The organism is Shouchella miscanthi (assembly GCF_007725405.1).
GTDB lineage: Bacteria > Bacillota > Bacilli > Bacillales > Bacillaceae_D > Shouchella > Shouchella hunanensis.
Genome location: NZ_CP042163.1, coordinates 2,983,373 through 3,004,460, shown reverse-complemented (window position 1 = coordinate 3,004,460; position 21,088 = coordinate 2,983,373). Strand labels below are relative to the sequence as shown.

General features: G+C 39.6%; 22 protein-coding genes. 16 read left to right on the top strand and 6 right to left on the bottom strand.

Features of this window, described 5'->3' with window-relative positions:
* The first annotated feature begins 148 nt into the window (after positions 1–148).
* The 4 genes from FPV17_RS15230 to FPV17_RS15215 all read left to right on the top strand — a co-directional run bounded on the left by FPV17_RS15230 (position 149) and on the right by FPV17_RS15215 (position 5,038).
* Positions 149–1,762, top strand: a complete 1,614-nt coding sequence (locus FPV17_RS15230) for a putative polysaccharide biosynthesis protein (protein WP_035393857.1) — start codon at positions 149–151, stop codon at positions 1,760–1,762.
* 177 nt (positions 1,763–1,939) lie between these two features.
* Positions 1,940–3,082 (top strand): putative lipid II flippase FtsW, encoded by a 1,143-nt coding sequence (ftsW, locus tag FPV17_RS15225; RefSeq protein WP_035393860.1) that lies wholly within the window; start codon positions 1,940–1,942, stop codon positions 3,080–3,082.
* A gap of 20 nt (positions 3,083–3,102) precedes the next feature.
* Positions 3,103–4,263, top strand: a complete 1,161-nt coding sequence (gene rodA, locus FPV17_RS15220; RefSeq protein ID WP_144559381.1) for a rod shape-determining protein RodA — start codon at positions 3,103–3,105, stop codon at positions 4,261–4,263.
* A 49-nt stretch (positions 4,264–4,312) separates the two neighbouring features.
* A complete protein-coding gene (locus FPV17_RS15215) occupies positions 4,313–5,038 on the top strand; it encodes a pseudouridine synthase (protein ID WP_144559380.1) in 726 nt (241 codons plus the stop codon).
* A gap of 12 nt (positions 5,039–5,050) precedes the next feature.
* Here the strand turns inward: FPV17_RS15215 and FPV17_RS15210 are convergent, their stop codons facing one another.
* Both FPV17_RS15210 and cysK read right to left on the bottom strand, forming a co-directional pair.
* Positions 5,051–5,269, bottom strand: coding sequence for a DeoR family transcriptional regulator (locus FPV17_RS15210; RefSeq protein WP_038482055.1), 219 nt, complete (start codon positions 5,267–5,269; stop codon positions 5,051–5,053).
* A 334-nt stretch (positions 5,270–5,603) separates the two neighbouring features.
* Positions 5,604–6,539: a cysteine synthase A gene (gene cysK / locus FPV17_RS15205; RefSeq protein ID WP_035393862.1), complete on the bottom strand. Its 936-nt coding sequence runs from the start codon at positions 6,537–6,539 to the stop codon at positions 5,604–5,606.
* A 297-nt stretch (positions 6,540–6,836) separates the two neighbouring features.
* Here cysK and FPV17_RS15200 point away from each other — a divergent pair, with 297 nt between their 5' ends.
* Together FPV17_RS15200 and FPV17_RS15195 are read left to right on the top strand one after the other, a co-directional pair.
* Positions 6,837–7,139 carry a hypothetical protein gene (locus FPV17_RS15200; RefSeq protein ID WP_035393864.1) on the top strand — a complete coding sequence of 101 codons (303 nt, stop codon included), beginning with the start codon at positions 6,837–6,839 and terminating at the stop codon, positions 7,137–7,139.
* 91 nt (positions 7,140–7,230) lie between these two features.
* The gene (locus tag FPV17_RS15195) at positions 7,231–7,953 is read left to right on the top strand and encodes an SDR family NAD(P)-dependent oxidoreductase (RefSeq protein ID WP_144559379.1); all 723 of its coding nucleotides are present in this window, start codon (positions 7,231–7,233) and stop codon (positions 7,951–7,953) included.
* Positions 7,954–8,000: 47 nt separating this feature from the next.
* Here the strand turns inward: FPV17_RS15195 and purU are convergent, their stop codons facing one another.
* Positions 8,001–8,864: a formyltetrahydrofolate deformylase gene (gene purU / locus FPV17_RS15190; protein WP_144559378.1), complete on the bottom strand. Its 864-nt coding sequence runs from the start codon at positions 8,862–8,864 to the stop codon at positions 8,001–8,003.
* 365 nt (positions 8,865–9,229) lie between these two features.
* Between purU and FPV17_RS15185 the strand changes: the two genes are divergently transcribed.
* Positions 9,230–10,024 carry a phosphotransferase family protein gene (locus FPV17_RS15185; protein ID WP_035393870.1) on the top strand — a complete coding sequence of 265 codons (795 nt, stop codon included), beginning with the start codon at positions 9,230–9,232 and terminating at the stop codon, positions 10,022–10,024.
* Positions 10,025–10,071: 47 nt separating this feature from the next.
* On the opposite strand, the gene FPV17_RS15180 is transcribed toward FPV17_RS15185, so the two are convergent.
* On the bottom strand, positions 10,072–10,308 hold the full coding sequence (locus tag FPV17_RS15180) for a YtzH-like family protein (RefSeq protein ID WP_035393873.1): 237 nt from the start codon (positions 10,306–10,308) through the stop codon (positions 10,072–10,074).
* Between the two features lie 74 nt (positions 10,309–10,382).
* Here FPV17_RS15180 and trmB point away from each other — a divergent pair, with 74 nt between their 5' ends.
* On the top strand, positions 10,383–11,018 hold the full coding sequence (trmB, locus tag FPV17_RS15175) for a tRNA (guanosine(46)-N7)-methyltransferase TrmB (protein ID WP_144559376.1): 636 nt from the start codon (positions 10,383–10,385) through the stop codon (positions 11,016–11,018).
* 35 nt (positions 11,019–11,053) lie between these two features.
* Here the strand turns inward: trmB and FPV17_RS15170 are convergent, their stop codons facing one another.
* The gene (locus FPV17_RS15170) at positions 11,054–11,356 is read right to left on the bottom strand and encodes a hypothetical protein (RefSeq protein ID WP_035393876.1); all 303 of its coding nucleotides are present in this window, start codon (positions 11,354–11,356) and stop codon (positions 11,054–11,056) included.
* Positions 11,357–11,605: 249 nt separating this feature from the next.
* On the opposite strand from FPV17_RS15170, the gene FPV17_RS15165 reads away from it, so the two are divergent.
* Both FPV17_RS15165 and FPV17_RS15160 read left to right on the top strand, forming a co-directional pair.
* The gene (locus FPV17_RS15165) at positions 11,606–12,679 is read left to right on the top strand and encodes a M42 family metallopeptidase (RefSeq protein WP_144559375.1); all 1,074 of its coding nucleotides are present in this window, start codon (positions 11,606–11,608) and stop codon (positions 12,677–12,679) included.
* Positions 12,676–13,170: a DUF84 family protein gene (locus FPV17_RS15160; RefSeq protein ID WP_144559374.1), complete on the top strand. Its 495-nt coding sequence runs from the start codon at positions 12,676–12,678 to the stop codon at positions 13,168–13,170. Before FPV17_RS15165 ends, FPV17_RS15160 begins: the two co-directional genes overlap by 4 nt.
* Positions 13,171–13,212: 42 nt before the next feature.
* Here the strand turns inward: FPV17_RS15160 and FPV17_RS15155 are convergent, their stop codons facing one another.
* Positions 13,213–13,659: a YtoQ family protein gene (locus FPV17_RS15155; RefSeq protein ID WP_144559373.1), complete on the bottom strand. Its 447-nt coding sequence runs from the start codon at positions 13,657–13,659 to the stop codon at positions 13,213–13,215.
* A 142-nt stretch (positions 13,660–13,801) separates the two neighbouring features.
* Here FPV17_RS15155 and FPV17_RS15150 point away from each other — a divergent pair, with 142 nt between their 5' ends.
* The 6 genes from FPV17_RS15150 (at position 13,802) to murC (ending at position 20,899) form a co-directional block, all read left to right on the top strand.
* Complete coding sequence (locus FPV17_RS15150; RefSeq protein WP_144559372.1) at positions 13,802–14,818, top strand: PTS sugar transporter subunit IIC; 1,017 nt, start codon at positions 13,802–13,804, stop codon at positions 14,816–14,818.
* A gap of 10 nt (positions 14,819–14,828) precedes the next feature.
* A complete protein-coding gene (locus FPV17_RS15145; protein ID WP_035393889.1) occupies positions 14,829–15,155 on the top strand; it encodes a thioredoxin family protein in 327 nt (108 codons plus the stop codon).
* Positions 15,156–15,230: 75 nt separating this feature from the next.
* On the top strand, positions 15,231–16,031 hold the full coding sequence (locus FPV17_RS15140) for a DUF1444 domain-containing protein (protein ID WP_035393892.1): 801 nt from the start codon (positions 15,231–15,233) through the stop codon (positions 16,029–16,031).
* A gap of 64 nt (positions 16,032–16,095) precedes the next feature.
* Positions 16,096–16,698 (top strand): YtpR family tRNA-binding protein, encoded by a 603-nt coding sequence (gene ytpR, locus FPV17_RS15135; protein ID WP_144559370.1) that lies wholly within the window; start codon positions 16,096–16,098, stop codon positions 16,696–16,698.
* Between the two features lie 60 nt (positions 16,699–16,758).
* A complete protein-coding gene (locus tag FPV17_RS22410) occupies positions 16,759–19,422 on the top strand; it encodes a DNA translocase FtsK (protein WP_144559369.1) in 2,664 nt (887 codons plus the stop codon).
* Positions 19,423–19,591: 169 nt separating this feature from the next.
* Positions 19,592–20,899: a UDP-N-acetylmuramate--L-alanine ligase gene (gene murC / locus FPV17_RS15125; RefSeq protein ID WP_144559368.1), complete on the top strand. Its 1,308-nt coding sequence runs from the start codon at positions 19,592–19,594 to the stop codon at positions 20,897–20,899.
* Positions 20,900–21,088 lie beyond the last annotated feature (189 nt).

The following is a 21,088-nucleotide window of genomic DNA, read 5'->3' as shown; positions in this document are numbered from 1 at the left end:
CAATCCACTCGTTTGTTCCCAGCGAACAAACGAGTTTTTTCATTTGATAAAAGTGAATTCTTTTTGTCCGTTTGTTTAGATAAGGCAATCGATGACAAACTATGCTAAAATGCGAAAGAAGTCTTTTTTTGCTTGAACGGGGGAAGTCATGGCTGGGTCAAAATTAATGCAAGGAACAAAGGCGCTAACCCTTGCAACACTCATTTCTAAAATTATAGGATTTCTTTATATTATTCCTTTTGCACCTCTCGTTGGTGAACAAGGGCTTGCTCTCTACCAAATGGGCTATATGCCATATGGAATTATGATTGCGCTTGCTACAATGGGTGTGCCGGTAGCTTTGTCAAAGTATGTGTCAAAGTATCACGCTTTAGGTGATTACCATACTGCCCATCGTTTATTTAAATCAGGTATACCGCTCATGTTGTTAATGGGCTTTATTGCGTTTTGGATTTTATTTTTAGGAGCCCCGTTGTTGGCGAAGGTTGGTTATACACCGAGTAAAACGGAACAATACGTGTTTGATGACGTTGTGTTCGTCATTCGCATGGTTAGCTTCGCATTACTTGTCATTCCTGTTATGTCTCTGATTAGAGGCTATATGCAAGGATTTCAACAGATGGTGCCAACATCTGTCTCCCAAGTAATTGAGCAGATTATTCGAATCGTATTTATTTTAGCTGCCGCCTTTGTCATTATGAATCTGGGGAGCGGCAATATGCCCCTTGCTGTTGGATTTGCTACATTAGGTGCATTTATTGGTGCTTTTGGAGGGCTCGGCGTTCTCATTTGGTATTATCGCGGGCAGCGTGCCTATATTTTAAAAAAAGTGGAAGAAACACGGCAGCCAACTTCATCACGGCAGCCACTTCCTAAAATGTACAAAGAGCTTATTTCGTATGCGTTGCCGCTTTCTTTTGTTGGTTTATCGATTCCACTTTTTCAAATGATTGATGTGTATACGATTGAAGGTGCCATGCATCGTATAGGGGAAGGCGATCAAGCAAAAGATTATATAGGGATCTTGACGGGGATGGCTCATAAGATCGTTCTTATTCCGATGGCGCTCGCAACAGCGTTGTCGATCACACTCGTGCCAACGATCACAAGAGCATACACGTCTGGGGATCAAACTGTTTTACAAACCTATATTACTCAGACGTATCAAGTGATTTTATTTATTACCATTCCAGCATCATTTGGGATGTTTATCCTTGCAGAGCCGATTTACTACCTTTTATTCGGTGCCAACGAAAACTTCTTACTTGGTGTTGAAACGTTGCGCTATTATTCACCTGTAACCATTCTTTTTGCTGTATACGGTGTAACAGGAGCGGTCTTACAAGGAATGAATCGTCAAAAAAATGCCGTGTTAAGCCTTGTGATTGGCTTACTTTTAAAATTAGGATTCACCTATGTCTTTATTTTATGGTTTGGCGCTTATGGTGCCATTTGGACAACCTACATCGGATTTGGTGTCGCCTTAGCCCTTAACATTTATGCAATCGGAAGACATGCGAACTTTGATTATACGATTATTTTTAGAAGAACGATTCTCATTGCCGTTTTTACAGGAATGATGATGATGGCTGTAGGATTAATTTGGGAAGGCATGAAAATCTGGCTAGGAGATGTTAGCCGGATAGGTGTGGCGGTACCGTTATTTATTAGTGTTGGCGCAGGTGTCGTTGTTTACTTTTATTTAAGCATTCGCTCTCACTTAGCAGGGAAGGTATTAGGAGATCGATTTAAGTTAAGGTAGAGACGCTTTAAAGGTGTCTCTCTTTTTTCTCACAGCTTTCCCATAATGTAGATGATTTTCGACATTTGTTTCATCGTTAAGCCTCTTTTTCCTGCGGACAAGCTTTGGTATAATGAAGCCAGTTTTAAGAGAGAGTAAGGAGACTTGATCTACGTAACAAGTCAATTAGGAGGACGAATGAATTATTCCTTTCGTAAAGACAATGATTGGCTTTTAATTGGTGCAACGATTATTTTAGCATTATTTGGATTACTGATGGTATATAGCGCGAGTTATGTTGAGGGGTATTTACGGTTTGAAAACTCCTATTACTATGTCATAAGGCAAGGAATGTGGCTAGGTTTATCATCAGTAGCATTCATTGTGCTCATGCATTTTCAGTACCGGCATTTTCAGAAGATCACACCGTTGATTATCTTTATGTCGATTGTGTTATTAATCCTTGTTAAGCTCATTGGACTGGGAGAAGATGTTGGCTCTAGTCGTTGGATTCGAATTGGTCCAGTCGGATTACAGCCATCTGAATTTGTGAAATTAGGATTAATTATTTACTTAGCGCATGTGTATTCACGAAAACAAGCGTATATTGATGATTTTGTAAATGGTGTCATGCCACCGTTAATTATTGTCGGTGTCATGTTTGGTTTAATTATGCTACAGCCAGACCTCGGTACAGCTACGTCGATTATGCTGACAGCCATAATGTTAGTCGTCATTTCAGGTGCGAAATGGCGTCATTTGATCGGTCTAGTCATTGTAGGTGGGCTGGTTTTTGCAGCTTTGGCTGTATTTGAACCGTATCGTTTAAGGCGCTTAGTTTCATTTGCAGATCCGTTTGCAAATCCGGATGGAGCTGGATTTCAGCTTATTCACGGCTACTTAGCCATTTCAAATGGTGGTTTTACAGGTCTTGGATTAGGTGAGAGCATGCAGAAGTTGCGCAATCTTCCAGAAGGCCATACGGATTTTATTTTAACGATTATTTCTGAGGAGTTAGGCTTTCTTGGGATTGCCATTGTGTTTCTCTGCTACGGCATCATTCTATTTCGTGGTGTATCAATTGGAACCAAATGTAAAAATCCTTTTGGAAGTTTGTTAGCATTTGGAATCGTATTTTCTCTAGCCATCCAAATTATTTTTAACGTTGGTGCTGTTTCCGGTATGTTGCCGATTACAGGCGTTACGCTTCCGCTTGTTTCTTATGGTGGAACTTCCTTGCTCGTGACGTTAATGAGTGTTGCCATATTGGCTAACATCCATCAAAACAACGAACGGCTAAAACGAAAGCAGATGGATGAAGGAGAATCACTAAGTGCTTAATTGGAGTTTGGAGGCTTAAAATGGAACGAAAACAACATGGACTGGATTACACGCTTTTGTTCCTTGTTTTTTTGTTAATGTGTATTAGTCTACTTGCTATCTATAGTGGGGCAGGTCAGTATTTTAATGAAGATCCAACGTATTTTGTTGTGCGACAAGTAATTTGGTATGGAATTGGAGCCATTATAATCGCAGGTGTGATGTTGGTTGACTTTGATCATTTTAAATTTTTGACAATCCCTTTATACGGGTTTGGAATGATTATGCTATTAGCAGTCGAGTTTTTTGGAACTGAGCGAAATGGCGCACAACGATGGATCTTTGGTATTCAGCCATCTGAGTTTATGAAGATTTTTCTCATTCTTGCTTTAGCCCATTTGCTTTACCGTTTAACGAGTGAACGTAACGATTTTAGTGTGAAAGCAGATTTAATTCTTCTAGGTAAAGTATTAGCAGTCGGGTTGCCACCATTTTTACTTATTCTTAAGCAACCTGACTTAGGAACAGCTTTAGTCATTGGTGCAGTTATTGCAACGATGGTTTTAATGTCAGGCATCCGATGGAGAATTCTTTTTACCCTTGCTGGGCTAGGGGTTGGCTTTATTGCAGTAATGGTGTATTTGCATCAAGCACACTTTGAGTTTTTTAGTGAATATTTAATTGAACCCCATCAATTAGCAAGGATTTATGGTTGGCTAACGCCAGATGATGATACAAGTGGTATTGGCTATCAATTAAATCAAGCGATTCTAGGGATTGGATCTGGACAGCTGTTTGGAAGTGGATTTATGGAAGGACTTCAAACCCAAAGTGATGTGATTCCCGAAATTCATACCGATTTTATTTTTACGGTTATTGGTGAAGAGTTTGGCTTTTTAGGAGCCATGGTTTTACTTATCGTGTACTTCTTGCTTTTTTACCGTATGATCATGATTGCACTAACCTGCAATAATTTGTTTGGAACGTATCTTGTCTCAGGTGTGATCGGCTTACTTGTCTTTCAAGTGTTTCAAAACATTGCGATGACCATTGGTTTAATGCCCATTACTGGTTTAGCATTGCCGTTTATAAGTTACGGTGGGAGCGCCCTTTTAACGAATATGCTAGCGATTGGAATTGTATTAAACGTTCACTATCGCACGCGAGAATATATGTTTAAAAGTAAAGAAGCGTATAGCTGAAGACAGGTGATCCTCCTTCAGCTATTTTCATGAAAAAAGGGGTGTACGCATGCGAATCGACAAACTGTTGGCGAATGCAGGTTATGGCTCAAGAGCAGAAGTGAAAAAGCTCTTAAAACAAGGCGCTGTAGCGATTAATGAAGAGAAAGTAAAAGACCCGAAAACACAAGTTGATGGAGAGCACGATCTCATACAAGTAAAGGGTGTTGACGTTCATTACCGAGAGTTTGTTTACATCATGTTGAACAAGCCAAAACATGTCCTATCAGCAACTGAGGACCGAGTCCATCAAACGGTCGTAGATTTAGTAGCACGAGAGTATGGTCATTATGATCTTTTTCCCATCGGGCGTCTAGATCTTGATACAGAAGGACTATTGTTACTGACAAACGATGGTCAGTATTCCCATCAATTAATGGCGCCAAAAAAACATGTCGGTAAACTGTATCAGGCAGAAGTAAGAGGGTATGTAACAGAAGAAGATGTAGAGGCTTTTCATAAAGGGCTAGAGCTAAAAGACGGCTATACGACAAAACCAGCACATTTGGAAATTTTAAAGGCAGGAGACCATTCCCTCGTTCGTGTAGAGGTGTCAGAAGGGAAGTACCATCAAGTAAAGCGCATGTTCGAAGCAGTAGGAAAGCAAGTTCTTGAACTTGAAAGAGTGCGCATTGGAGCGCTGTGGTTGGACGAAGAACTTTCTCGTGGTGAATACCGTGAATTGTCGCTGGAAGAATGTCAATTAGCCAGCAGAAATCAAAAAAAAGACCACTAATGGTCTTTTTTATTATGAAACCTTTGTTTTTTTGCTCGTTGCTTTCCACTTACCTCGTGCTGAGCTAACGACAAGATTGTTATATTCAAGTACATTTAAGTCTCGCTGCACGGTTCGTTGAGTGATGCCGAACTCTTCAACTAATTCATTCGTCGTGACAGTTCCCTTCTGTTTGATGTACAGGTAGATGGACTTAATTCGAGTCAGCATACGATCAGTTGAAGTTTGCAAAAAACCACTCCTTCTTTATACATGAATTCAAATCCCTATACCCAATCCTATGCAAGTTGAAAACAATTTAGTAAAAAGTGTCGTCAAAAATTGCTAGGTAAGGTGAGGTGATGGTCTTGATTTTCGTGCATCGACTATATAAAAACCTACTCTTTATATAGACACTTATAGTTTACACCAAAACAATAAAAAGCGCAAAGAAGAAATCATGTAAATTGTTGGATGGAATTTCGTAAAGTAAGCAAAAACTATTGTCAAAGCCGAACGATTATTCTTTTATCGTGTGAATTGTAAAGATTATGTAAGGGAATAAAGAAGTTAAATTCCCTGTCTGTTAATTGTCAAACTGAAATAAGTCTGTTGATAAATAACGTTCTCCTGTGTCACAGGCAATGGCAACGACATGTTGATCTGTACGCATCGTCTTCGCTAATTCTAGTGCAGCAAAACATGCTGCTCCAGAAGAGGGGCCAACAAGGATACCTTCTAATCGTGCAAGATCTCTTGTCGTTTTATAGGCGTTTTCATCGTCGATTCGTCTGATTTTGTCATAAACTGTTTGGTTTAAAATGGGGGGGATAAAGCCAGGGCTCGTACCAACAAGTTTGTGAGGACCTGGTTTACCACCAGATAATACAGGCGAACCAGCGGGCTCAACAACGTGAATAATCGCTTTTGGATACAGTTCTTTTAATGTTTCACCGGTTCCCGTAATCGTCCCACCCGTTCCTGAAGCAGCAACAAAGCCATCTAGGTGAGCTCCAATTGAATCTAAGCTCTTCTTAATTTCATACGCTGTTGTTTTTCGATGAGCGTCAGGATTGGCTTCATTTTCAAATTGCATGGGCATATATGCTCCAGGGATTTCATTTACTAATTGTTTCGCTTTATCAATGGCACCTGGCATTTTTTTGTCACCGTCTGTTAAGACAACTTCTGCTCCATATGCTTTTAATAAGTTGATGCGTTCTTGACTCATTGTGTCTGGCATAACTAATATAGCTCTGTAGCCGCGAGCAGCAGCATTCATCGCAAGACCAATACCTGTATTTCCAGATGTTGGTTCAATAATGGTGGAACCTTCTTTTAGGAATCCATCTTTCTCAGCTTGTACGATCATGGAGTAAGCAGCACGATCTTTTACACTGCCACTTGGGTTAAACATCTCTAATTTTAAATAGACGGCCGCACCATTTGGATCTCCTAATTTGTTTAAACGAATTAATGGTGTTTCACCAATTAATTCAGCAACGTTATTTACAACTTTCATGTTTTCACCTCATTGAAATATCTTTCTCTACGCTTCACATTATAAAGGGAATGATTGCGACATGCGAATAATAATGACTATTTGATTACGCTTATAGTTTCCCACCTTAAATGGCCATTATGATTAAAACGTAGTAGGTGTTCGCAAAATTTAATGGTAAACAGCATTGAAACAACCCGTCGAAGGGGCTATAATAAAAAGGTCGTGTTAAAAATTATGTCCGTAATACGTTAAAAACATTATTGAATATAGAACGTTAATTTGCTTAGGGCTGTTCAGGAATAAAGGAGGTATTTGATGCGTCAGAGCAGCTTCATGTCTACCTATGATTTACGTGTAAGAAAAGTATATAATTGGCTTGGTTCAACTGAGCTTATGATAGAACTATATGGGTTGGAAGAGTGTGTTGGGTTTGGTGACACGTTTTTGGAAGCAAAAAAAAACCTATCTGAGAGTATCCAACGATGGGAACAAACATTTGGATTGGATAGTTTTCCAGCACCCATTAATCGACCACAACTAATTTTCATCGATGCTCCGATGGATAAAGCGGAATTTACGTTTATAAATCATGAATTACTTGCCTTGGAACAAGGTTAACGTGTTAAACGGCGCTCTCTATTAACGAGAGCGTTTTTTATTTGGTTAAAGGGGGAAAGAGTAACGGCAATCAGCAAAAAGGAGATGAAGTATGGACAAGCGATTAATGGTTATTACGGGTGGTGCAAATGGCATTGGGAAGGAAGTAGCAAAAGCATTTGCGCAAAATCGTTACAACGTCATAACGATGGACAAAGAAAAACAAGAATGGGAACATGACCAAGTTCGTGCGCTACAAGTAGATGTATCGGATCATGAGCAGCTTCAAACAGCTATAGACGAGATTCATCGTCAGTATGGCTCACCGTCTGTCTTAATTAACAATGCTGGTGTGTCTACTTTTAAAAATTTTTTCGAACTTACTCTTGAAGACTGGAACCAAGTGCTAAAGACCAATCTAACAAGTGCATTTTTGCTTTCACAAGGTTTCGCGAAAACTATGAAACAAAAGAAAGAGCCCTGTGCCATTATCAACATATCGTCGACTAGGGCTTTTATGTCTGAGGCTAATTCAGAAGCCTATGCAGCTTCTAAAGGTGGATTGACTGCCTTAACCCATGCAATGGCAATGTCCCTTCACGATACTCAAATTACTGTCAATGCCATTGCTCCAGGTTGGATTCACACAGGAGATATAAAGCAGCTAAGGGATATTGATCATATTCAACACCCCTCTAACCGTGTTGGAACACCAGGAGATATAGCGGAAGCTTGTTTGTTTTTAGCCAATCCAAACAATAACTTTATAAATGGTGAAACGCTTACCATTGATGGTGGCATGACTAAAAAAATGGTGTATGCACACGATGAATAGGTAGTAAAAAGAGCTTATCGTATTTTAGTCGATAAGCTCTTCTTATATTAGAAAACAATCGTTTTGTTTTGATGAACGATGCAACGGTCATCTAAATGCCACTGAACGGCTCTTGCAAGTGCAATTCGTTCAATATTTCGACCAACAATTTTTAAATCCTTGGCCGAGTGTCGATGATCAACACGCATAACGTCTTGCTCAATAATAGGCCCTTCGTCTAAATCGTCTGTTACATAATGAGCAGTAGCACCAATGAGCTTAACACCACGTTCAAAAGCTTTTGCATAAGGGTTAGCCCCAATAAATGCTGGTAGGAAAGAGTGGTGGATATTAATAATTTTCTCTGGAAATTGAGAAACAAAAGTGGACGTTAAAATCTGCATGTAACGAGCAAGAACAACGAGTTCAACTTGATGATCTTTTAACAATTGAATAGCTTGCTCTTCTGCTTCTTTTCTATTTTCTTTTGTGGCAGGGATATGGTAGAACGGTATGCCATAAGACTCCACTTCTTCTTGAGCGTCTTTGTGATTGCTAATAACAAGTGGAATATCTGCATACAATTCACCTGCTTTCCATTTCCATAAGATTTCTGATAAGCAATGATTTTCTTTAGAGACAAAAATAGCCATTTGTTTTTTTCGGCTTGCTTTTTCTACTTTATATGTGAAAGCATATTCTTGAGCGATTTGTTTTAACGCTTCTTGAATGGATTGATAGTTTGCTTTTGATTCTTCCCATTCAAATTCAACCCTCATAAAAAATCGCCCGTGTTCTGGATCTGTTGAGTACTGATCCGATTGAACGATATTTGCATGGTGATGAAATAAAGAAGTCGAAATGGCCGACACAATGCCTGGCTTATCTTGACATGTAACAAGTAAAATAGCTCGATTTTCCTGATGATGCACGATTTGTTCCTCCGTTCTAAACGCCTTCTTAACAAGTGTATCGTTTTATAACTCCCCTATTGAAGCAAACTTATTCAGCTGCTGTCAATCTAAAAGGGTATGTTTATACGTAAAGTCGGCTGTTTTTTTAAAATCTCACATTGACGATCGTTATACCTTTTTGGTACCATAAGACCTATCTATTGAATGCAAGTATGCATGAGGCCGCTTCAATTGTAACCATTTTTATAGCTTACATCATTAATGGCAGAGACTTTGCTGTGCTCTGCTTTTTTAATGGTTTTTTTTCCAGTCTTATTTAAGGTATACTAAACGAAGGCAGTAAGGAAGCGGAAGAAAAGAAAAGGAAATTGAGGGTGAACCTGGTGGAATTGTTTTTAGGAGAAGGCTGGGATGTCTTACCCGCTGGAGGCGCAACTGGTGAAGCATATGTTGCTAGACAAGGCGACTATCAATTATTCATAAAGCGAAATTCATCTCCTTTTCTTGCGGTTCTTTCTGCTGAAGGAATTGTCCCGAAATTATTGTGGACAAAGAGGTTGGAGAGCGGAGATGTTATTACCGCACAGCGCTGGATTCAAGGAAGAGAACTAAAAGCAAAGGAAATGAGACATGATCGTACAGCGAAACTGTTAGCTAATATTCATGAGTCTGCTGACTTGCTTGATATGTTTACACGGATGGGTAATAAACCGTTGATTCCGTCAGTTATGATTGAGAATATGCACTTACAAGTCTCACTTTATCGTCTTCATAATGAAATCGTCGATAGAGGGCTAAGCGAATTAGAAAGACTCCTTGGACAACTTGATGATACAAAATATGCCGTTTGTCATGGCGATATTAACCATAACAATTGGATGCGTGATGAACATGATAATCTATATTTAATTGATTGGGACGGTGCGACTGTTGCCGATCCTGCTCTTGATTTAGGGCTATTGCTTTACACGTATATCCCAGAGGGTGAATGGGAGGACTGGCTCCACTCATACGGAGAAGAGCTGACGGATTCGTTACAGTTACGAATGTATTGGTATATGATTGCACATTCAATATCAGAATTATTATGGCACCATAGTCGACAAAATGAAGAACAAGTACGTAGCTATGAAAAAAATTTGTCTTATTTAATCGATAGCTCATCTATAAAAAGATGAGCTATTTGTTTGAGAGAAATTGGCTTATTTCCTAGGAAATAAGCCAATTATAATTGTTCTATCCACATATTTACTGCTTGAGCATCTAGCGTGTCTGTATGATTCGCACTTGAAATTTGCGAAATGGTATCAGAAATACGCGAATCAAGTGTTGTTTCATCCGCAAGATTAGACAATAGATGCGTAAGCTGTTCGCGTTCGTTTTGAGTAAGAAAATGTTCAGATTGGTGGCTTCGTAATAAATCTTTTATTAATGAAAGTTTGTCGTTCGTTGATAAAGGCATACGATCCCTCCTATTTATAGCGTAAGTAAAAAAATGAAAAATATACATGTATTAGCGAAAAGGAGTTTGTTGCAATGCGTTTAAGACATAAGCCCTGGGCAAGGGAAGAACTAAGCAAGCGCCCTGCTATTGTGGTTCAAGATCCGACTACTCAAAAAGGAAAGTGGAGCAATTTGTTTAACAACGACCACCCGATTTACGTTGAAGTAGGGACTGGGAAAGGTCAGTTTTTGACAAAAATGGGGATGGCTCACCCTACTATTAATTTTATTGGTGTTGAGCGATACGAAAGTGTACTACTAACAGCAATGGAAAACGTAGAACAAGCAGGCATAACGAATGTGAAGTTATTAAGTGAAGATGTTGGTGATATAGAGGAATTTTTTGCTGAAAGTGAAGTGGAACGGGTATTTATAAACTTTACAGATCCTTGGCCGAAAACTCGTCATGCGAAAAGGCGTTTAACGCATCCCTATTATTTAGATAAGTATCGCCGTATGTTAACAGACAATGGTGAAATTCATTTTAAAACCGATAATCAAGGCTTGTTCGAATATTCTCTTCATAGCATGTCCAGCTACGGTATGTCATTCAAAAATGTAAGTCTTGACTTGCATAAAAGCGAAATGGAAGGCAATATGATGACAGAGTATGAAGAGAAATTCTCAACAAAAGGCGATCGGATTTACCGTTTAGAAGCAACTTATTAAAAAAACAAGCCTACGATAGGCTTGTTTTTTGTTTATTAAATTTGATCGAGCTTTAAAAGAACGCCACTTTCTACATCTGCAACAAACTCATATTGTACAGGTCCGTCGACAGTTGAGCTTGTGAGTCCGCCTCGATAAACGTGATACGTTAAGCCAAGGTGTTCGACTGTTTCAGATTGCATGTGAATCCAAGATCCATTGATGATATATTCTTGCTTTACTACAGCTTTCACTTTCTTAAGAACTTGTTCAGGCTTTAATTCTGTCGTTTGACAAGCTCTTGAGGCAAGTACACCCATTAACACACCTATACCGACGCCGATTGAAAAACGTTTCAAATTTAACCTCTCCTTGTAAATAAAGTGGGAACCAATTTGCACAGGAATAGTAGACAATCATTGCTATCCCCTAAAAGTAGAAAATAAAAACCAAACCATCTCTTATGTACGCAACATTACGATACCACATTTTTTGTAAGAAAAGTAACTTTTCTTTCATGAGCCTTTATAAGGATTTAAATCATTTGCTAGCTTATCAATATGAAGTTTTGTAAAATAGTAAAGATACTAGCTTGTAGGAGGTTCAAAATGAACGATAAAACAAAACAAATGTTTAAAGCATTAACGGAGCTTGTAGGTCCTCCAGGTTTTGAACATGATGTAAGGGCATACGTAAAACAAGAATTGTTAAAGCATACCGACGAAATTGTTCAAGATAAATTAGGCAGTACGTTTGGTGTATTAAGAGGAAATTCAGCTGGTCCAAAGGTAATGGTAGCAGGTCATATGGATGAAGTTGGATTTTTAGTGACATCGATAAACGAGAAGGGCTTAATTAAATTTCAAACATTAGGCGGTTGGTGGTCACAAGTTCTTCTTGCTCAACGAGTACAAATTATAACAGACAAAGGACCGATTGTCGGTGTTATAGGGTCAACACCACCTCATCTTCTTCAAGATGCACAGCGCTCAAAGCCAATGCCAATTGAAGAAATGTATATTGATATTGGTGCAGACGATCGAGATGATTGCGTGGCCTTAGGAATAAAACCAGGACAACCGATAGCCCTTGAATGTCCTTTCACATCAATGGCTAATCCGAAAAAAATTATGGCAAAAGCGTGGGATAACCGTTACGGTGTCGGACTCGCAATTGAATTATTAGAAGAATTAAAAGGTGAATCTCTTCCGAATACGTTATTCTCAGGTGCAACGGTACAAGAGGAAGTCGGGCTTAGAGGGGCAGCAACAGCAGCGCATTTAATTCAACCTGATCTAAGCTATGTGCTTGATGCAAGTCCTGCCAATGATGCAACTGGTGGGAAAGACGCATTTGGTCAGCTAGGAAAAGGGGCGTTAGTTAGAATTCACGACCGTACAATGATTACCCATAAAGGTATGCGTGATTTTGTTTTAGATACAGCTGAATCAAATAACATTCCATACCAATACTTTATATCACCAGGTGGAACAGATGCTGGTCGTATTCATACATCAGGTGACGGAGTTCCATCTGCTGTCATTGGGGTCTGCGCACGTTATATTCACACATCTTCATCCATCTTACATGTTGATGATTACGCTGCAGCAAAAGAGCTTCTAATTAAACTTGTTCGATCAACCGATCAATCAACATACGAAAGCTTGACGTCATACGAATGATTACGTTAGCGGTAGGCACAAAAAATCCTGCAAAAGTGTTTGCAGTCAAAGAAACGTTGCTTAAAGAACCAATTAAAATCGAGACTGTTTCGGCACCTTCGGGTGTTTCAGCCCAGCCATTTTCAAATGAAGAAACAAAATTAGGGGCGTTGAATCGAGCGCAATTTGCGAGAGAACAGGCCGACGCTGATACTGGAATTGGTCTGGAAGGCGGCGTTTATCTATACGAAGGTGTTTACTATTTATGTAATTGGGGAGTTATGGTGACGAAAGGTGGACACGTTTATGCCGCTTCAGGCTTAAGTCTCCCTTTACCGAAGGAGTATAATAAAGGGCTTGAAGCTGGAAAAGAATTGTCACATATTATAGGCAATGACATTGGCAAAAAAGACGGTGCAATTGGCTTATTAACAAACGGTCGCATCACCCGCAAACAAATGTTTGCTCACATTGTAGAGAGTTGCTATGGTATGTTTCAATTCAATCAGTAAAAAAAGCAATCGCTTTAAGCGATTGCTTTTTTTTATGGAAGATTAATTCTCGGCAAATACATAAGCTAAGGTTTCAATCGCTTGCTCAGGCGTTTCGATGACTACTTGGGCTTTATTCGCTAACTCTTTTAAAGCATGATGCAGTTTTTTAGGTCGGATTAAAATGACAGGAATGCCGGCTTCCATTGCTCTTGACGCATCCATAGCCGTGTTCCATTGCTTATATTCTTCTCCAAATAAAGCGACAACCACGTCTGATTTTTTTATAAGTAGTTGGGTGCGTAAGTTGTTAATGCTAGAAGCTGCTTCATCCGTCAGTATTTTTGAGGGCTGTTCTCCTAAAATCATTTCGCCGATCTTATCGCTTTTGTCATGGTTTTCCATTGGTCCTTTAAACTGTAATGGTAAGTTTTGCTTGTTTGCCAGTTCCTTTATCTCTTTTCGCCAGTTGGTATGAATTTCTCCAGCTAAATAAACAGTCAGTTCCATATAGATGCTCCTTTTTTCCCTTATTTCTCTATAGTAATGGATATCCTAAAAAAAGAAAATAAAACCTTTCTAAATGTCTTGTCACATGAAAAGACATATCGTATTCTAGATAAGGTATTGATTAACTATTGGAGTGTGAGCGATGCGAGCGTTTTTAACTAAAAAAGGTGTAAACCCATCTCTTCGTACCTATTTTATAAAAGCAATGGGGCAAATGACGTTTGGTTTGTTTGCGACATTAATTATTGGCATTATTATTCGAACGATCGGGGAGCAGTTTCAGCTTGAGCACGTGATTGAACTTGGACAATTCACAATGGATTTATATGGCGGGGCTATTGGTGCTGCTGTGGCATTAGCATTAGGTGCTCCAAACTTTGTTGTGCTTGCGACAGTTGTCTGTGGAGCAGCTGGTGCACTATTTGGAGGACCAGCAGGAAGTTTTGTTGCTGCTGTTGTAGGTGCTGAAATAGGGAAGCTTGTTGCAGGTGAAACAAAAATTGATATTCTGGTGACACCTATCGTAACAATTGTTACTGGCTATACAGTAGCATTCCTACTCGGTGCGCCAATACAATTTGTGATGCTTTCGATAGGTGAAACGATCACGTGGGCGACAACTCAATCTCCTCTTGTGATGAGCGGCATTGTCGCTGTGTTAATGGGATTGGCACTAACAGCACCGATTTCTAGTGCTGCAATAGCAATTATGCTTGATTTAACGGGAATGGCTGCTGCTGCTGCTGCCATTGGTTGTGCCGGTCAAATGGTCGGGTTTGCAGTAGCAAGCTACCGTGATAATCGTGTAAGTGGGTTATTGTCTATCGGTATTGGCACATCAATGCTTCTTATACCTCATATTATAAAAAATCCCAAAATACTTATTCCACCTACTATGGCGAGCCTTGTAGCCGCACCAATCGGAACAATTGGCTTTGGTTTAGTAAATAACGCTGCAGGAGCAGGAATGGGGACGAGTGGACTCGTTGGACCAATTATGACTTTTACAGAAATGGGGTTTAGCTGGTTGCTTTTCGCCCAAGTTGTAGTATGCTATGTAGTGATACCAGCTATCATTGCACTCCTTCTATCCGAATGGATGAGAGCGAAAGGCTGGATAAACGTAAATGACATGAATTTAATGCAAAATGAAAAATGAGGTGCTAAAAATGGAACATGTAGCAAGTGTTGAAGAATTTAATAAAATTAAAGAAACGGAAACGGCTGTATTTCTATTTTCTGCTGACTGGTGTCCAGACTGCCGAGTGATTGAACCATTTCTACCACGATTAGAAGTGGATTATCCGACGTTTACATTCTATTATGTTGATCGAGATAAACTATTGGATGTATGTATTGCTCATGATATTTTTGGTATTCCGAGCTTTCTTGCTTTTTCAGAAGGAAAAGAAGTAGCGAGATTTGTTTCAAAAGATCGTAAAACGGAAGAGGAAATTCAAACATTCTTAACAGAAGCGGAAACAAAAGTTGGCTAGGAAGGTGAAAACACCTCCTAGCTTTTTCGTTTGACCACATTCATGTTAAACTTAGAAAGAGAAGGAGGGTTAACGTTGAATCTTCAAACCTTTAGAAAACAAATTGAAAACAAACTGCAACGGGATGGCTGGACCATCCGTTATGATCATAAAGAGAGCACATTGCGAGTTGAGGATCCGTCTATTAATAAAGGTGTGACATTAGCGCTTAAACCATTACTAGCAAGGTGGGAGCGAAAAGAATATGATGCAATTGATGAAGCCATTCGGCATGTACGAGTTGGATTAGAATCAATGAAAGAGCAAATTTCGCTCGAAGGGAAAGAAAAACACATCTTCCCAGTTATTCGTGCGGCTTCATTTCCAGAAGAAACGAAGGACGGTAAAAAACTAGTCTTTGATGAGCACACGGCGGAAACAAGAATTTATTACGCGCTTGATTTAGGTGAAACATACACGCTACTTGATGAACAACTTATAGAAAACAGTCCAATAGGGTTAAAAGAATTAAAAGAAATTGCACTGTTTAACGTGCGATCACTTGATTGTCCGTTAAAACAGGACGAGGTTGCGGGAAATACGTTTTACTTTGTTAGTGCAAACGATGGTTATGATGCAAGTAGAGTGCTCGATCAATCATTTATTGAAAAGATGGAACAACAGGTTAAAGGGGAACTTGCTATGGCAATTCCTCATCAAGACTCTTTAATTATTGCAGATATTCAAAATCATACAGGTTATGATGTGTTAGGACAAATGGCCTTACAATTTTTTAGGACAGGCCGCATCCCGGTGACGGCATTGCCTTTCGCAGTTGAAAACGGTGAACTTGAACCTGTTTTTATTTTGGCGCAAAAAAAGCCTAAAGACCGATAGTACATTCGGGCATGATTAAGTATACTAGAAACGCTACATGTAATCGTAGCAAGAGGAGAAGAAAATGAACGCTTTTTATAACAAAAAAGGAATCGGTGATGTTTTATTACTTGTAAAAGAGCAAGTAGGCATCGACGATCGTTTCGTTGAGCAACATGGTGACTTCGTACAAATTAGTAAACGTGAATCTGGAGAAGTAGTGGGAATAAATGTGTTAAATGCTTCAAACTACGGAGTAATTAGCGGTGAAGGTGCGATTGACTTAACAGATGAGGTACAAGCACTTCTTAAAAAAGCTGCCAAGGATAATGGCCAAGTTATTAAACTTGACCTAGAGCAGAAGCCTTTATTTGTTGTGGGCTATGTCGAAGCCTGCGAACAACACGCAAACGCCGATAAGTTGTCTGTGTGCCGTGTAAACTTAGGGAACGAAACCGTACAAATCGTTTGTGGTGCTCCTAACGTAGAAGCAGGTCAAAAGGTCGTTGTTGCCAAAGTTGGTGCAGTTATGCCAAGTGGTATGGTTATTAAAGAAGCAAAATTGCGAGGGGAAGAGTCGCACGGAATGATTTGCTCTGCAAAAGAATTAGGCCTACAAGATGCCTCTTCAGAAAAAGGCATACTTGTTTTACCTGAGGATAGAGTTGTAGGGTCTGCATTTTTATAATGGTAAAGGGGGCTGGCTTTCTCCACGACTGCCAGCTTTTTTACATCAGGTGGTGAAGAGATGAGTATTTGGAACAAATGGGCACGTTTTTTTAAAGGGGATGATGAAGAAAGTGATTCAGCCCCTATAAATACGTCGAATGATGGCGAACGTAGTGAACAAACGCGTAGTAAAAATACCCAAGAGGAAGAATTAGAAGAAGCGCGCATGACGTTTTATTATGGGTATGCGTATCATAGTGACAAAGGTACTAAAGAGACATTAGATAAACCAGAGCAAAATAGTGGGAAGCGCTCAAAAAAAACGAGCCCGAATAATCGAGTGACGAACGTAGCAAATACAACATTCTTTCAGGGCAATTTTAAACCAACAGCTACGCCATCACCTGTACATGGACTTCCTAAAGACCCAATACGAGATAATAGTGATTACAATTGGTTATTGCGTAATACGCGACAGTCTCAACAGACATTTATGGAGCGTATGAATGAAAAGGATAATCATCAAAGTAAAGAGAATGATCAACAAGTCGTTCAGCAGTCTTTTCTTTCTGCATTAGAAGAGGATGAAGGCTATGTGGAACGTGTTGAAGACGGTGCGATCGTCATGGAGACGTCAGAGCAGTCGGTCGAGGAAGAAGAGTTAAGAGTTGAAGAGCTAGCTACATACGGTTCAGATAACAAAAAAGAATCAACTCGTCTTCATACAGAAGATCGAACCGCTTTGTCCAACCTGAAGTCGAGCAAACCTGCTGGAGCAAAGGATACAGCACTTAAACAAGCTGAAGCAGAGATTAGTGTACAAGAAGACGGAGAGCTCAAACAAGCTGAAGCTGTGCAAGAAGCAGAAATAGAAGTGAAACATACGAACTCTGTGGAACAAGAAGGCGGAGAAACGAACCAAGGTGAAGCAGAGATTAGTGTACAAGAAGATGGAGAGCTCAAACAAGCTGAAGCTGTGGAAGAAGCAGAAATAGAAGTGAAACATACGAACTCTGTGGAACAAGAAGGCGGAGAAACGAACCAAGCTGAAGCAGTGATTAGTGTACAAAAAGATGGAGAGCTCAAACAAGCTAATGAGGAAACTGCGGTACAGGAAGAGGAACTGAACCAAACTGATGGTGAAACTTTGGAACAAGCTGAAGTAGAGCTGAAAGAACAAGATCATCACTTGGTTACATCAGAACGTCAACAGCAGCGACAAGTGAAACAGGCACCCTCTAAAGGGAACGATTCTAAAGAACATAGAAAAGACATTCCGTTTAATGTGTTGATGTTGCCGACAGATCGCAGGAGAAAACAGGAGAATCAAGAGCAAAAAAGAACGAGTGCCTATGAACCGCCACCACTCAAATTGCTCTTATATCCAGAGCGAATGACTGATGATGATAGTGCTTGGCTTGATGAACAGGCTACTTTACTAGAGGAAACACTTCAAAGTTTTCATGTGGATGCGAAAGTGGTCAATCGTACTAAAGGACCAGCTGTGACTCGCTTTGAAATCCAACCTGCACGAGGCGTAAAAGTGAATAAAATTACGAATCTAACTGATGATATCAAGCTATCACTTGCTGCTAAAGATATACGAATTGAAGCGCCAATTCCAGGTAAGAACGCCATTGGCATTGAAGTGCCAAATCGAACTTCTAATCCAGTTATGTTAAGAGAAATTTTGCGAAGAGATGTATTCCGAAACCCATCTTCTCCTTTAACTGCAGCATTGGGGCTTGATATATCTGGTAATCCGGTTGTGACAGACCTCAATAAAATGCCTCATGGACTTGTGGCAGGAGCCACAGGGTCTGGGAAAAGTGTATGTATTAATTCGATTTTAATTAGCTTGCTGTACAAAGCTTCTCCAGAAGAATTAAAGCTTCTTTTAGTTGATCCGAAAATGGTTGAACTGGCTCCTTATCACGATATACCACATTTACTTGCGCCAGTTATTACAGATCCGAAGCAAGCTACAGCGTCATTAAAATGGGTTGTACAAGAAATGGAAAGAAGGTACGAGCTCTTTAGTCAAATGCGAGTTCGTGATATTGAGAAGTATAACGAACGTTATGAAAAGCTACCATACATTCTTGTCGTGATTGATGAGCTAGCTGATCTGATGATGGTATCACCGCAAGATGTTGAAGATGCCATTTGCCGTATCGCTCAAAAAGCACGAGCATGTGGGATTCATTTGCTTTTAGCTACGCAAAGACCTTCTGTTGATGTGATAACAGGATTAATTAAAGCGAACATTCCTACTCGAATCGCGTTTTCAGTCTCGTCTCAAACTGATTCAAGAACCATTTTGGATATGGGAGGCGCCGAACGCTTACTCGGTAAAGGCGATATGCTGTTTCATGAAAACGGTGCTTCAAAACCTGTACGAGTTCAAGGGACATTTGTATCAGACGACGAAATTGAAGCAGTCATCGATTATGTGAAAAAGCAAGGAACACCTAACTATGCATTTGAGAGTGAGACAATAGAAAAGGTTTTTGAACAAACTGAACAGGCAGACGAACTGTTTGAGGATGCTTGCTACTTTGTAGTTGAGCAAGGTACTGCTTCAGCATCGAGTATTCAGCGTCGATTTCGTGTAGGCTATAATCGAGCAGCAAGGCTTATCGATATGATGGAGCAAAGAGGCGTTATATCGGGTGCTATGGGAAGCAAGCCAAGAACGGTGCTTGCTACGGAGGAACAGTTAAAGGAATCAGATTTAGCTTGAACTTGAGAAATGCATAAAATTTATATATGATATGTATTGGAAAGTGATGGATTAGCATGATTGATCGGACCTTTTAAAGGTTACGGCATATACTAACAATTATTAGCGGAAATTTAGTGATTGGATCTGCACCTAGAGAAACCTAGGGCTTAGATTGGAGGCTTTATCATTGACAACATACCATTTTACCGGAATTAAAGGCTCTGGTATGAGTGCATTGGCACAAATATTAGATGATATGGAAGAAGACGTTCAAGGATCGGACATTACAGAAACGATCTTCACCCAGAAACCATTGGAACAAAAAGGGATTCCTTTACTCCCTTTTTCAGCAGACAATATTAAGGAACAGCAGCATGTGATTATGTCAGCAGCATATGGAGAAACACATGAAGAAATCGTTCGCGCGCGCGAGTTAGGCTTAAAAGTAGATGTCTATCCACAGTTTTTAGGAACATTTATCTCACAATTTACCAGTGTGGCTATTACAGGCTCTCATGGTAAAACATCGACTACTGGCTTACTTGCTCATGTATTAGGTTCAATAAAACCCACCTCTTACTTGATAGGTGATGGAACTGGTAAAGGTACGAGTAACTCTAACTACTTTGTTTTTGAAGCGTGTGAATATCGTCGTCATTTTCTAAATTACTCTCCTGATTACTGTATTATGACGAATATTGATTTTGACCACCCAGATTATTTTTCGAGTGTAACAGACGTGATTGATGCCTTTCAGGAAATGGCTAGTCAAGTAAAGAAAGCAATCATTGCTTGTGGGGATGATGAACATTTACAAGAGCTCAAAGCCAATGTACCTATTCTGTATTACGGGCTAAATGAAGACAATGATTTTCAAGCAAGAGAGATTAAAAGCACGGATGAGGGCACCGTATTTGATGTTTATATTCGTGGTGATCTTTATGGCACGTTTTTAATTCCTGGTTTTGGCGATCATAATGTGAAGAACGCCCTAGCGATTATTACGCTATGTCATTATGAAGGTCTTCAGTATGAGGATGTAGCCAAGCACTTAAAAACATTTGCAGGTGTAAAAAGACGGTTTAGTGAAAAAGTATTCGGCTCGCAAATTTTGATTGACGATTATGCGCATCACCCAACGGAAATTGCGGCAACGATTGAAGCGACGAAGAAAAAATATAAAAATCGAAAAGTAACAGCGATTTTTCAACCACATACTTTTACACGAACAAAAGCTTTTTTGCAAGAGTTTGCGGATGCACTTAGTCAAGCAGACACGGTTTATTTGTGTGATATTTTTGGGTCAGCGAGAGAGGATCAAGGTTCCCTTACGATCGAGCAGCTGCAACAGCTCATTAATGGAAGTCATCTAATGAATGAAGGGGATATTGACGGTTTGCAAGCTCATGAACATGAAGTACTTTTATTCATGGGAGCCGGTGATATACAAAAATATCAAAAAGCATATGAGATTAGTCAGAAAAAAAGCGGCTAATGCATAGTTTGTGTAAATTGAGGGTATAGAAAAGGTAACCGACAAAACCGGTTACCTTTTTTATTTTGCATTATTCAACTTGGGAAGCAAGTGAGTTGAATTCGTTTTATACGGTGTTTTTAACCTATAAATCGTGCAAGAAAGTATTGAAGAAAGAAGGAATTCAAGTGCACGTGTCGAATTACTTTT

Bases quoted from the DNA above. Each gene is read 5' to 3' on its own strand.
- FPV17_RS15230 (WP_035393857.1), top strand. From the start codon at position 149: ATGGCTGGGTCAAAATTAATGCAAGGAACAAAGGCGCTAACCCTTGCA.
- ftsW (WP_035393860.1), top strand. From the start codon at position 1,940: ATGAATTATTCCTTTCGTAAAGACAATGATTGGCTTTTAATTGGTGCA.
- rodA (WP_144559381.1), top strand. From the start codon at position 3,103: ATGGAACGAAAACAACATGGACTGGATTACACGCTTTTGTTCCTTGTT.
- FPV17_RS15215 (WP_144559380.1), top strand. From the start codon at position 4,313: ATGCGAATCGACAAACTGTTGGCGAATGCAGGTTATGGCTCAAGAGCA.
- cysK (WP_035393862.1), bottom strand. From the start codon at position 6,539: ATGAAAGTTGTAAATAACGTTGCTGAATTAATTGGTGAAACACCATTA.
- FPV17_RS15200 (WP_035393864.1), top strand. From the start codon at position 6,837: ATGCGTCAGAGCAGCTTCATGTCTACCTATGATTTACGTGTAAGAAAA.
- FPV17_RS15195 (WP_144559379.1), top strand. From the start codon at position 7,231: ATGGACAAGCGATTAATGGTTATTACGGGTGGTGCAAATGGCATTGGG.
- FPV17_RS15180 (WP_035393873.1), bottom strand. From the start codon at position 10,308: ATGCCTTTATCAACGAACGACAAACTTTCATTAATAAAAGATTTATTA.
- trmB (WP_144559376.1), top strand. From the start codon at position 10,383: ATGCGTTTAAGACATAAGCCCTGGGCAAGGGAAGAACTAAGCAAGCGC.
- FPV17_RS15165 (WP_144559375.1), top strand. From the start codon at position 11,606: ATGAACGATAAAACAAAACAAATGTTTAAAGCATTAACGGAGCTTGTA.
- FPV17_RS15160 (WP_144559374.1), top strand. From the start codon at position 12,676: ATGATTACGTTAGCGGTAGGCACAAAAAATCCTGCAAAAGTGTTTGCA.
- FPV17_RS15155 (WP_144559373.1), bottom strand. From the start codon at position 13,659: ATGGAACTGACTGTTTATTTAGCTGGAGAAATTCATACCAACTGGCGA.
- FPV17_RS15150 (WP_144559372.1), top strand. From the start codon at position 13,802: ATGCGAGCGTTTTTAACTAAAAAAGGTGTAAACCCATCTCTTCGTACC.
- FPV17_RS15145 (WP_035393889.1), top strand. From the start codon at position 14,829: ATGGAACATGTAGCAAGTGTTGAAGAATTTAATAAAATTAAAGAAACG.
- ytpR (WP_144559370.1), top strand. From the start codon at position 16,096: ATGAACGCTTTTTATAACAAAAAAGGAATCGGTGATGTTTTATTACTT.
- FPV17_RS22410 (WP_144559369.1), top strand. From the start codon at position 16,759: ATGAGTATTTGGAACAAATGGGCACGTTTTTTTAAAGGGGATGATGAA.